This window comes from Paenibacillus sp. FSL H7-689 (assembly GCF_000517905.1).
Classification (GTDB): Bacteria; Bacillota; Bacilli; order Paenibacillales; family Paenibacillaceae; genus Paenibacillus; species Paenibacillus amylolyticus.
The window spans coordinates 168,780-181,500 of sequence record NZ_ASPU01000017.1; the positions used below are offsets into that span (position 1 = coordinate 168,780).

A 12,721-nucleotide genomic window follows, 5' to 3' on the forward strand; every position below is an offset into this window, starting at 1 on the left:
CACCCTATCGTTTTGATTTCGATATTGCCTCACGAAGCGGGAACGCCAGATCGATAATTCCGATTATCCGAAGCGGACCAATGAAGAAGACCGCTGCCGCCAGGAAATATGGTATAACCGGATTCCATTTCTTTGTATGTGAGAGAAAGAAGAAGAAACCGATCGCTTGAATCATGAAGCCCAGATTAATTAACGGCGACAGATTCATGGCAATCATGGTCCAGTATGTTCCATCACTTTGTCTGGAGATCACTTCGATCAAGAGAGCAAGGAAATAATACCAGATCAATGCACGCGGCATACGCCATTCTCTCGCTGGTGGAAGCTTCGATACCACCACACCCATCACGTTCAGAATTGGACGAGCTATGGCGTGTGTAATAAAGGCCATTACCATCGATGTGACAACGAGAGCAAACGGAATCATAAGCTGTGTTTGTTTGGCAACATCCTCGGTCATCTCAGGTGTCCATGCAAAACCGTTGATCATCTGATTCGATGTATTGGTTAACGGTTCAATGGTCAATTTGACCACATCTTCAATATAACTGGACAGGTCGAATTGGAAAATGACACTGCCGACTAAGAGCAACAACAAGTATTCTGCCAACATCATGCCACTTCCCGCCATCAGAGCGAACAGGGCCGATTTGCGTGTTTTATACGCGTGACCCATAACGATTGCAGGCAGGGTAAAGATGAGCAATAGTAACAGATAGATGGGGTGGAATACGACCAAAATAACGGCTACGGGCACGAGATGCCATATAAATGATTTTAAAGATAATGAAGCATACAAAATAACTCCCGGAATCATCATAAAAAATATGGCAAGTACCGATAAAGGAGTTAACAGCGAAAGTAGCAAGAGCAGATAGACTGCGCTCCAAACAGCTGATTTAAAGCTAAATTTCAACAAATTCACCTCTTACGCATATGATCTTCTAGCGAGGAAATATCCTGGTACCAGTCTTCAAGCTGGTGACCTTCCTGTTTATGCTTTTTCAACTTCTCAACTAGCAGTGCATCCAGATCCTTGAAAGGAATACCGAGCCTGCGGCCCAATATGTAACTACTCATAATCAAACTGGCAAGACTGTCCCCGATTCGAGTTGTACTGCCTTCCCATAACGCCTTGAATAATCGGGATACCTGATCAAGCACTTCGGTTTTCAGCCATTCAATCACTTTAGCACGTTTGGCTACATCCAGTTCTTTAGGCATATTGGCGAAAGTCACTCTCCCCCGAAAAAGCTTTATTCTCGATTATAGCATAAAAAGAGGGCCCGCAAAATTACCCCAAAAAACGGAGAAGTTCTCCGAAACTGATGTCAGGTACTTATGCGGAGTCCTCCGTACATCCTATCGACCTATATATTTGTAAAAAACTTCGAATGCGCCCCTGATTCAGGACTTCTTAAGTTTAACATGATACCGGACGGCTGTGATTATCCATCATGACACAATAATGTTTAAATTCGTAACAGCCTTACTTCGCCTTGATCGATTCTTTGGCTACAATGCCCTCGCAGTACTCAATAATCTGACTCCGTCTGACAATACCAATGAACCGATCCATATCATCGACCACAGGAACAAAGTTCTGAACTTTAGCCAGATTAATCAGGTCCTCCATGTTGGCGTTAATGGATACAGGTTTAATATCCAAGCGAAGGGGAACATCCTTGAGCAAGAACTTTGAAGCGTTTTCAAATGAAATCTTTCCCTCGGCATTCTTCATATACCACAGTAAGTCGCCTTCGGTAACCGTACCAATATATTTGCCCTCTTTATTCAAAATGGGTACCGCCGTAAAACGATGATATTCCATCCGTTCCAACGTTTGCCGTAGCGTAGAATCCGACGTCACGCACGTAACCTCTTGTTTGGGTAGCAAAAAAAATGCGATGTTCATACCCTTGTGTATCCTCCTTGTGAATTTCTTCGTTCAACTTATCTCGCTCAACTTATATTATACGGATCAGAACGCAGGATGTTCCAAAAGGATAATAGTTCTCAATACAAAGAAAAAAAACAGCAGCCCGCGAATAAACGTACTGCTGATTGTGGTCTACAACACATCATTGGTATGGAATTGGTTATTCAATCTTTTGCCGGTCAGGGATCATGACTTCACCGGCTGGGGTCGATTGATCCATCCAGTTGTTAATCAGCTCTTTGGCATATTGGACATCTTTCTCGTCAGCCTGACCATAATAGATACCGTCTTTTTTCATTCCCTCACCCAGGATGGTGAAGCTTGAAATCTGCGGTTTCTCCTGAGTAAGCACTTGTTTGGCCAGATCAATAATGAAAGAAGCTCGCATATCCGTCTGGAAGCTGTCTCCCATGATCTGAATCAGTTCCGGAATTTTGGCAATTTGATTCAAATTCAGCATCTCATTCGCCATCGAGTTTAGGAAAATCTGCTGCCGCTTGGTACGATTAAAATCGCTATCCTCACGGTATCTTACATAATACAGTGCTTCCTGCCCGTCATAGATCGGCTTACCGCCTTCAATCGTGAATTGCACATGATCCGGATTCTTGTTCACAATGTCCTCATCAATTGGCAGTTTTACACCACCGAGCGCATCAACCACTTTTTTGATTCCGTCGAAGTTGATCGTTGCATAATAACCCACATCAGCATCAAGAAATTTCTCCACGGTATTGATGGACATATTCTCCCCACCAAAAGCATAGGCATGCGCCAGCTTATCATAATCATCTTCGCCGTCCTTGTTGGCATCCCGTCCTACAATCTGCACATACGTATCACGTGGAATGGATACCAACAGCACACGGGATTCCTTCGGACGTACTACAGCATAGATGACGGTATCGGAACGTCCACGCGTTTTTTCATAGGCGCGTTTGTCCGAACCGAGCAGTAATACGGAAAATGGTTCCTTACGGTATACCGTTGGATCAGGCGTGTTGTTGCCTTCCTGCGGTACATAAGAACGGGATAACTGATCTTCTACCGAACCGGCGAGAAACAGATCAAATGCCGCTACAGCCAGTTGCTGACGGAACAAATAACCTCCGATTAACAAAACAACAAGTGAAACGAGCGTTATATATAGGCCTTTTCTTCTTTTCTTCTTCTTATCTTTAGTTCTGCTTTTCATCCATTGATTCCTTCTTCACTATCAAAATGATACTGCCTACTATATAAGTTTCATCTAATATTTACACTAATAACGGAGAGGTCAGAAAAAACCTGAAGAAGCGTAGCGCTCGCCTTTATCACCGGATTTTTACCTTTGGAATAAGGAAATCAAAAAAATCTGGGGATAACAGCGATCGGAAGGTTATTCTGAACTCGCAGTGATGAAGTGTAACGATTCGTTCAACTTATATAATACCAATTAAACGTCTGAGATGTCTTGTGACTCGGTGTTCACTGAAGTTTTCTCTCTCTGGAATCAAGACACCGCTTACGCTCGTTCTATTGTAATCATTGCAGGAGCAAGAAAAGTTACAATCCGGTTAAATTGAAAAGAACAGCGACTCCTTTTTAGCTACAAAAGGTGCACTGTTCTCTTCATTTCTAACGTTATCGAATCAGTTTGTGGATATACTTTCCACATGTTGGCTCTTCTCTTTTTGACGCAGACGTCCCGTTATAAGCGCAGCTACCAGCGTAAGCACACTGAATACCACCGCAGACCAGAAAAGGCCATTATAACCCTGCCCTGTCGTTTGATGCACTGCCTGGAGCAACACATCACGAATACTTGCATCAGGAATCTGGGACAGGCCCTCTGTCAGACTGGATACATCACTGCCTGATGCTCCACCCGAGGCATATTGCTCCAGCATTTCAGGCGGCACCTGAATTCCTTTGTCAGCGAATCCTGCCTGAATGTTGGACCCCAGATTAATGAAAGAACGTGCCAGGAATCCAGCGAAAATCGTAGGTGCAATAGCCATCGCCATCTGGCGGAATAACGAGCTGGTCGCTACCGCGATGCCTTTGTTGTTCTCCCCCGCCTGTTCCGTGACAAGTACGTTAACTGGCGCACCAAGCATCATGCCGAAACCGATACCTACGAGTGTACTCGCGATGACAAATTGCCAGATATGCTCCACCCATAGCGGGAACAGCAGGAATCCAATGGCAGATAACAGCCCCGCAACCGATAACGTCCAGATCGGCCCTTTGCGGTCAACGAGGTATCCACCTCCACCTGCCCCGATGCCGGATGCCAGCGCGAGTGGAGTAAACCAGTACCCGGAAGCTGTATTGGATACGCCGAGATATTGCTCAACAAATCCGGGAATGAAGATCACTGAGGCCAGAATGGCTCCCGAGAAAAAGGCAATTAGCAACGTCCAGCGAAAGGAAGCAATGCCCAGAAGCTGTGTCGATACAACAGGTTCACGTTCAGATCCTTCCAGCCTTTTTTCCATGAAGTAAAAGAGCACCAGGATGATTACACCTGCTAAGAAAAAGCCGTAGAACATCGGTGATCCCAGACTTTGAAGCATGTTCACACCGTCCAGATTGCTGAAGCTATACATTAAACTGAGTACACCCAACGTTAGGACAGCAATACCGCTCCAGTCCACTGCTGCACGATTCAGTTCCTGCTCTTCCTGAATAAATCGAATACCTGCAATGAACAGCAGAATCGCGATAGGTACATTGATCAGGAATAACCAATGCCAGTTGCCCGTAAGGTCCAGTATAAAAGCACCGACATTGGGTCCCAAAATAGCGGCAACACCATTCATCCCTCCGAGCAGACCCAAGGCTGTACCTTGTCGCTCCGCCGGGAACTTGCTTAATACGTATGAGCTGGCAATGATAAAGATCCCCCCACCGCCCAAAGCTTGAATGACACGAGCAATCAGGAAAAAGGTAAACGATGTGCTCAGCGCGACGAGCAGGGACCCGATCCCAAACAACGCCACTTCAATCAAAAATAGCTTCTTGCGACCATAACGGTCCGACAGTTTGCCCGCAATAGGTACACTCACCGCAAGCCCCAGCGTGTAAAGCGTAATCGTCCATGCTCCCCATGTTGGCGACACACCAAATGATGCATTTAAGGTGGTCAGTGAAGAGGTGATGATCCCGTTATCCAGCGCAGCCATAAATACCCCTATGGCAAACAGGATTAGCGGCCATTTCATTTGTTTTTGCATCACATGTTACCTCCCGATCAGATCTTAAATTCAGTATCGTACAGTTGGTTTGGTACATATATATTAAACCGAATTGAATAATAATGACTCACTGGTCATTTTAAAACAAAAGAAATCCATATGTCAATTTAATAATATGGTTATATGGATCAATTTACCTCAGATTCGATAAAATAGAGCTACCACATGTTCAGTCGAACCTGCGGACAGCCCTCATATCTTATCTAACGTACTAACGCTTGCGTAATGCTTCAATAATCTGGTCTGACTCGGTTTCCCGAAAACCCATAGTTGAATAACTTCCGAGTCTCCACAAAACGCCCTTCACGAGTATCTGTTCCAAATACAACTGATATCAGTCTTTTGCCATCACGTTCAGCTGTCCCCACAAAATGATATCCGGAATCTTCATCATACCCGGTCTTTAATCCGTCATTCCCATCATAAGCATACGGTCCACCAATAGAGGACAACATCCAGTTCGTGTTACTCATGTACATCCCTTTTTGGTGCATTGATACTTGCATTTGACTGGAGATTCTTAAAATCTCGGGATGGTTATTTAGCAGATATCGCGCAAGCTTGCATGCATCTATAGCCGTCATTAAGGTCTGCCCTTGTATATCCATCGGACGGTTAGGACCAAGCAGCTTTTCACTGAGGCCCGTTGAATTCGTGAATTGTGTATCCTCAGACAGCCCAATCTGAGTTGCTTTCTGATTCATCTGTTGCACAAACTTCTGCTCTGTACCACTGATATGTTCAGCCAGAGCAACCGCTGCATCATTGGCTGAATAGACAGCTATGATCTCGAACAACTCCTGAACGGTGAATTGCTCTCCTTGTTTCAGGGTCAGTTGACTGCCCCCCACGGAGCTGGCATACAGACTCACATTAACAAGATCATTCCAGCCTATATGACCATTGATCACGGCCTCCATTACTAACAGTTCTGTCATCAATTTACTGACGCCTGCCGGAGCAATCTCTTCGGAGCCGTTAAAATCCATTAAGATCTGTTCAGAGTTCATATCCATTAAGACCGCAGATTCAGCTTTAATTCCCGGTTTGCCTACCAGCATGTCCGGTTTCACACCCAAATATATAATAAGCAAGAGAGCCAGCAGCATACCTGCCCGTTTCCACCATTTTTTCATAAGATGATCACCTCTTACCTATATAGACGAAGTAAAGAGGCATTTTGTCTGCACTTTTTTGAAAAAAAGTTAAATTTTTTTTATTTTTTGGTTACAAAAAAAACATGAACCCCATACACCCATGCCAGAGTGTACAGAATCCATGTTTTTAAAGACACTTTTTATTCATTTTTCCAGGAGAATTCTTCATTAATAATCTAGCAACCGGCTTCTTAAAGGACCCCAATCCTTACAGCTGCTAATTTAAGAATGTTTTACTGAGCTACAACTGCTTTGTCTGCATTAACTTGCAGGTCGCTCAGGTAAACGCCTGTTCCATCACCAATCGCATAGTTCATTACACGTTTGTTAACGGGTGCTACAACTGCACGATACAGTGTAGGGAATACAGGAACTTCATCTACCATGTATTGTTGCCATTGATTGTAGATCTCTTTACGCTTGTCTACATCAAATGCTTCAGCAGAGATACCTTGTGCCAGCAATTTGTCATTCTCTTCGCTGGAGAATCTGGAGAAGTTGTAGAGTGCATCACGGCCATACAGACCAGATGGATCTACGTCAATACCAACGCCCCATGCTGCTTGATACACATCAATGTTCGGATCATCTTTACCTGTGTTACCTACACGGTCATAGAAGCTGTTGAACTCAACCATTTCCAGATTTACTTTCAAACCAATAGCTGCCCATGATTGAACATAATAACGAGCCAATGGTTCAGCTGTGTCTCCACCAGTCATGGATACAAAGTTGATTTCGAGTGGTGTTCCATCCGGATTCGTACGGAATTCACCATCCAGTTTGTAACCAGCTTCGTCGAGCAATGCTTTCGCTGCTTCTGGATCATATGTTACACCCGGATTGTTGGAATCATGGAATTCTGGGTGAGACGGTGGAATCAGGGTTGTTGCGTTCCAACGCAGGCCATTATAGAAACGTTTACCAACTTGATCGTTATCTACAGCCATCCACATTGCTTTACGCAATTTTTTGTCGCCCATTTTTGCTTCGGCATTGCTTACAACTTTTCCGTTCTCTTCATCCCACGTACCCAGTTTGAAACCGATGTACGTATAAGCACGATCGATTGCGCCCAGGAATTCTACGTTGGACAGGTTAGCATTATCTTTGTATTGATCTGTCGGGAATGCATCCACGAGGTCTACCCCGCCAGATTTCAGTTCTTGAACAACCGTTGTCGGGTTGATAACTTTCAGAGTCACTTTGTCCAGTTTCGGAGCCCCACGCCAGTAGTCTTCGTTCTTAACATAAGTTACAGACTCACCCGGAGTGATTACATCCACTTTAAATGGACCAAAACCAATTGGTTTTTCACGTACTTCTTTGGAAGAAGACATTTTTGCTACATCCATATCGCCGAAGATATGTTTAGCCAGTGGATACGTCCATACGCCACCTGTCAGCAGGGACGGAGTGGATTCTTTATACGTAATGCTGATTTGTTTGTCGCTCAGCACTTTAATACCAGAGATTGTTTTTGCTTTTCCAGCATGGAATTCTTCCATACCTACTATGCTAGTAAAGTTGGAGTCATAACGTGGACCATCATACGCTTTGTTACCAATAACTTCATAAGCAAATTGCAGATCTTCAGCCGTTACCGGCTTGCCATCATGCCAGTTTACGTTGTCACGAATGGTCAGTGTGAACGTTTTGCCATCTTCAGATGTCTCATATGTTGCTGCACCATCATTGGTGTACACATAGTCTTTGTCCCATGTAAGTAATGGCTCATCGAACCATTGCAGTACCTGAACATCCGGGTTACCGGAATAGAAGTTATAGTTCAGTGTACCTTCAAAAGCAGTATCCGATACAAGTCCGAATGTAATCGATCCACCCTCGATCGCAGTACCCTCATTCGTTTTGACATTGTTGAAGTCATCAATGGAGTAAACGCCCTCTTCATTAGCAGGCTTTTCCTCCGTTTTTCCCTCTTCTGTGTTGGAAGCTGGAGCTGGAGTAGCTGCCTCTTTCTCAGAGCACGCTGCGAGCACCAATACAAAGACCAACATCATCGTGAAAAATAGTCCCCGTGAAAATAATCCCTTTTTCATGAACCTTTCCTCCCTTTTTTTAACCTCTTCTTTGTCTTGCATCAGTCGCACGCTTTAGGGCTTGACCGACATTATTTATACTCAACATCAATACCAGAATCAGTACCGATGCGGGTAGCCATATCCACCATCTGGATTCCAGGGTTTGCGGATTACGTGCATAACTTACGAGTGTTCCAAGACTAGGCGTACTTTCGGGAAAACCAAACCCGAGGAAAGACAGCCCGGATTCGAGGCCAATATTGGCAGCGAGATTCAATGTCATCGTTACAATAATAATGGAGCTCAGATTCGGAAGAACCTGTGAGAGCATAATCTTCAGATGAGAAGAGCCCAATGTTTTTGAAGCTTTTACATAATCCAGTTCCCGTTCCTGTAATGCTTTGGAGCGAATCAATCTGGCGATACCCATCCAGAGAAATGCCGTCATGATTAGAGAGAACGAGATGATATTGTATTTCGGTACTGCCGTAACAAACGCGATAACAATCATCAACATCGGAAGGATCATGAAGAAATCAACAACACGCATAAACAGGTTGTCTATCATTCCACCGAAATAACCGGATAAAAGGCCAATTAAGATACCTATGAAGCCAGTCATTAACGTTACGATAATTCCAATGGTCAGGGAGTTACGTGTACCGATGACCAGCTGGCCAAATACATCACGACCTCCATAATCCGTTCCTAACCAATATTTCGCGGATGGTGGTTCATATAAGGCAAACAGATCCACGCGTACGATATCATCCTGATTCAGAATGAGAGACGTGCCATATACCAGCAACATGACCAAGCCCAAGAAAATGAGCGAGATTAGTGCCACCTTATCTCTGACAAGCTCCCTCCATAAAATACTCAAGCTGGAGGGGCTTTTATCAACCTTTTGTGAAGTTACAACTACCTCGTTGGCCTTGCTCATCTTGTTTTCACCCCGAAATCTTCAAGTTCTTACTTGATCCGTATACGTGGATCTACAATTCCTAGAATTATGTCAGACAGCAATGCCCCGAGAATGGAAGCTACGCCATACAACAATACGAGTGCAGTCACAACGCTGAAGTCACGCAATGAGATGGAACTCAGGAACAACTGCCCCATACCTGGATAACTAAATATACTTTCAATAAATACCGTACCTCCGATAAGCCCTGTAATCTCATATCCGAAGAACGCGGCGATAGGTAATAGTGAGTTCCTCAAGATATGCCTGTTGTAGATCCGGGATTCCGAGGCGCCTTTGGCTCTGGCAGTAATAACGAATTCCTTATGCTTGATATCAATGATTTCACTACGTAAATATTGAACCGTAGATACCGTTGTAATTAGTGCCATCGATAATGCCGGCAATAATAGATGATAGAACTTACTCATTACGTAGCTGAATGTGCCTGGTGTAAGACCCGGCGCAACGCTACCTCCTGTCGGGAACCAGCCGAAGTGGAATCCGAAGATCCATACCATCACCAGTGCGAAGATGAACAATGGTGCGGCAAACCCCAGGTAAGTGTATCCCGTGATCAACCGATCAGACCAGGTATCGTTGTAACGACCACTGATGATACCCAGTGGAATAGCGATCAGGTAAGTCAGTACAAGTGTCGCCAGTGCGAGCCAGAATGTATTTGCTACACGCTGACCGATCAAGTCGGTAACCGGCATTTTGAAACGGAAGGATTGCCCAAAATCACCTTGGATGGCGTTTTTGATCCAGTCCCAATATTGCACATACCAAGGATTATTCAATCCCAATCTCTCTCGCTGGGCTTCCAATGCTTTGGGATCAACGCTTGGATCAAGCAATCCGGTTAGTGCATCGCCCGGCATGGCCTTGGCCATCAGAAAGACCAAAAGACTAAGTAAAAAGATCTGAGGGATCATTATGATAATTCTGCGTACTATCGTTTTCCACATATGGCCTTCAACCTTTCTGAGGTAGAGCTACTCGGTGAGTATCGGAAATGGATTTGAGCGAGTATGCAAGTCCTTCCTCATCAAAGAAATTTCGGTATGAATGTTCATACTCGGATTTGACCTGTTGACGGAAGGCTACCATTTCCTCTCGTTTGGTTGGGTCCATATCCGGAATGGCTGCAATGAGACGTTTGGTATAGATGTGTTGCGGATTCTCAAAAATATCATTTGTTGTGCCCTGTTCCACATATCGACCTTTATACATAATTCCAATCTCATCACACATATGACGGATGATACCCAGATCGTGACTGATGAACAGATAGGTCAGATTTAATTCTTTTTGAATTTCCTGCATGAAGTTGAGTACCTGAGCCTGTACCGATACATCGAGTGCAGATACAGGTTCATCAGCGATAATTAACTTCGGCTTCAGGGCAATAGCCCGTGCGATGCCTATCCGTTGACGCTGTCCGCCGGAGAATTCATGAGGATATTTGTAGATTGATTCCGGACTCAGGCCAACCTTTTCAAGTAATTCTCTTACTTGTCTTTTCTCCTCGGTAGCTGTCAGACGCTCATAGTTACGAAACGGCTCAGCGATAATATCGATAACCCGCTTCTTTGGATTCAGTGATGAATATGGGTCTTGAAAAATCATTTGTACATCCCGCTGGAGCTGCCTGTTCTTACGTCGCTCCGTAGCCAGATTTTTGCCGTTAAACAGGATCTTTCCGTCAGTGACATGGTTTAGCCCAATAATGGCTCTGCCTGTTGTTGTTTTTCCTGAACCTGATTCGCCAACCAGACCATAAGTCTGTCCTTCTTCAATGGAGAAGCTAACATCATCAACAGCCTTTACACTGCCAATTTCCCGTTTAAGCAATCCACCGCGAATCGGAAAGTGTATCTTAAGCCCTTCTACTTCGAGTAATGCCATTATGTTATTCCTCCTCAGCTTTGGTCAGGGAAATGAAAGTGCTGGTAACAGGTACACCGTACAAAGTGACCTGGTGCAATTTCATGCATCTGTGGGTTCTCTTCATGAGCCGATTCACTAATCCATGGAATTCGGGCTTTGAATCTGCACCCTTTGCGAGGAAGATTTTTGAGTGATGGTACGATGCCTTGGATGACATGTAATTTGGATCTTTCTTCAGACAGGGTGGGAATAGAGTTCAACAATGAGCGGGTATATGGATGCTTCGCATCGTTCATCAATGTGAAGATATCTGCGATTTCAACAATTTCGCCTGCATACATAACTGCTACGCGATCAGCCATCTCAGCTACGACACCCAGATCATGTGTAATCAGAATAATGCCTGCGTTAATTTCACTCTTCAGATCACGGATCAGCTCCAGAATCTGTAGTTGAATCGTAACGTCAAGCGCCGTCGTTGGTTCATCGGCTATGAGTAGTTCCGGTTTGTTGGCAATCGCAATGGCAATAACAATTCTCTGTCTCATACCACCAGATAGTTCGTGGGGATACTGCTTGTATATTTGTTCGGGACGTGGAATCCCTACCTGATTCAATAAGTGAATGACCTTTTCTCTCTTCTCTCTGGAAGACAGCTTGGACTGATGAAGTGTGAGAATCTCTTCAATCTGTTCACCAATAATCATTAGAGGATTTAGTGCGGACAATGGGTCCTGAAAAATCATGCCCATTTCTTTGCCGCGTAGCTTGTTTAATTTGCTTGGGGAGATGTTGGCAATATCTTGTCCTTTATAGAGAATCTGGCCTTCGATCTTTGCTTTGTTATGCAAACCCATAAGAGAGAATGCAAAAGCACTTTTACCTGACCCGGATTCACCTACAATCGCCAACACTTCATTTTTCTTCACCGTAAGGTTAACGTGATCCACTGCTGCATAATAGTCATCTTCAATTCTGAATGATGTTGTTAGATTTCTGACTTCCAATAGCTCTGTATTCAAATCAATCACCCTAACCCCATAATTTCCGTAGATTGTATTCGTGTGTAGAGAAATGCATCCACTGTATATTTCCAAGTTCTTGAAGATAACGAACAATAGCTTATACAAAATACCAAATTGTTAGGAGAAACAAGTTTAAAAGACTTATATTTAGACCATTGGTCAATTAATGTTGATAATTCCTAGCGGAATTATATATCAAAATAATTAATGTAATCATACGTGTAATTTTAGCTAACGTCAATGCTTATTTTGAGATTTTTGGTATAAATGTTTTTTATACTACAGATTTGGATATTAGTAATACTATAAAGGCTTATAGCAGGGAATTTGAGAGGCGTTATCTTGTTTTTGGCTGTGAGGTATGCATAGGCAATTGGTCAAAATAACATATACATAACATAATAGTTACATCTAGTGTATGTTTATGCTTTAAATTAAGTAGACAATCTCAATTTTGCGTGA

General features: G+C 43.8%; 11 protein-coding genes. All 11 read right to left on the minus strand.

Translation table 11 applies throughout. The features are described 5' to 3' along the window. Window positions 1-4: 4 nt before the first annotated feature. The 11 genes from C170_RS16755 to C170_RS16805 all read right to left on the minus strand — a co-directional run bounded on the left by C170_RS16755 (window position 5) and on the right by C170_RS16805 (window position 12,256). Window positions 5-916, minus strand: a complete 912-nt coding sequence (locus C170_RS16755) for a DUF2232 domain-containing protein (RefSeq protein ID WP_036612044.1) — start codon at window positions 914-916, stop codon at window positions 5-7. 5 nt (window positions 917-921) lie between these two features. Next, window positions 922-1,224, minus strand: coding sequence for a MazG-like family protein (locus tag C170_RS16760; protein WP_036611930.1), 303 nt, complete (start codon window positions 1,222-1,224; stop codon window positions 922-924). 265 nt (window positions 1,225-1,489) lie between these two features. Further along, the gene (locus C170_RS16765) at window positions 1,490-1,915 is read right to left on the minus strand and encodes a CBS domain-containing protein (RefSeq protein ID WP_017691444.1); all 426 of its coding nucleotides are present in this window, start codon (window positions 1,913-1,915) and stop codon (window positions 1,490-1,492) included. Between the two features lie 184 nt (window positions 1,916-2,099). Beyond that, the gene (locus C170_RS16770) at window positions 2,100-3,134 is read right to left on the minus strand and encodes an LCP family protein (protein ID WP_036611933.1); all 1,035 of its coding nucleotides are present in this window, start codon (window positions 3,132-3,134) and stop codon (window positions 2,100-2,102) included. A 436-nt stretch (window positions 3,135-3,570) separates the two neighbouring features. Beyond that, on the minus strand, window positions 3,571-5,157 hold the full coding sequence (locus C170_RS16775) for an MFS transporter (protein WP_036611935.1): 1,587 nt from the start codon (window positions 5,155-5,157) through the stop codon (window positions 3,571-3,573). 251 nt (window positions 5,158-5,408) lie between these two features. Next, window positions 5,409-6,314, minus strand: a complete 906-nt coding sequence (locus tag C170_RS16780) for a D-alanyl-D-alanine carboxypeptidase family protein (RefSeq protein WP_036611937.1) — start codon at window positions 6,312-6,314, stop codon at window positions 5,409-5,411. Window positions 6,315-6,568: 254 nt separating this feature from the next. Further along, the gene (locus C170_RS16785) at window positions 6,569-8,395 is read right to left on the minus strand and encodes an oligopeptide ABC transporter substrate-binding protein (RefSeq protein WP_036611939.1); all 1,827 of its coding nucleotides are present in this window, start codon (window positions 8,393-8,395) and stop codon (window positions 6,569-6,571) included. A 19-nt stretch (window positions 8,396-8,414) separates the two neighbouring features. Then, the gene (locus tag C170_RS16790) at window positions 8,415-9,320 is read right to left on the minus strand and encodes an ABC transporter permease (protein WP_036611941.1); all 906 of its coding nucleotides are present in this window, start codon (window positions 9,318-9,320) and stop codon (window positions 8,415-8,417) included. A gap of 29 nt (window positions 9,321-9,349) precedes the next feature. Continuing rightward, complete coding sequence (gene opp4B, locus C170_RS16795; protein WP_036611942.1) at window positions 9,350-10,312, minus strand: oligopeptide ABC transporter permease; 963 nt, start codon at window positions 10,310-10,312, stop codon at window positions 9,350-9,352. A gap of 7 nt (window positions 10,313-10,319) precedes the next feature. Then, window positions 10,320-11,252, minus strand: coding sequence for an ABC transporter ATP-binding protein (locus C170_RS16800; protein ID WP_017691436.1), 933 nt, complete (start codon window positions 11,250-11,252; stop codon window positions 10,320-10,322). Window positions 11,253-11,266: 14 nt separating this feature from the next. Further along, window positions 11,267-12,256 carry an ABC transporter ATP-binding protein gene (locus C170_RS16805; protein ID WP_036612047.1) on the minus strand — a complete coding sequence of 330 codons (990 nt, stop codon included), beginning with the start codon at window positions 12,254-12,256 and terminating at the stop codon, window positions 11,267-11,269. Between the last annotated feature and the right edge of the window lie 465 nt (window positions 12,257-12,721).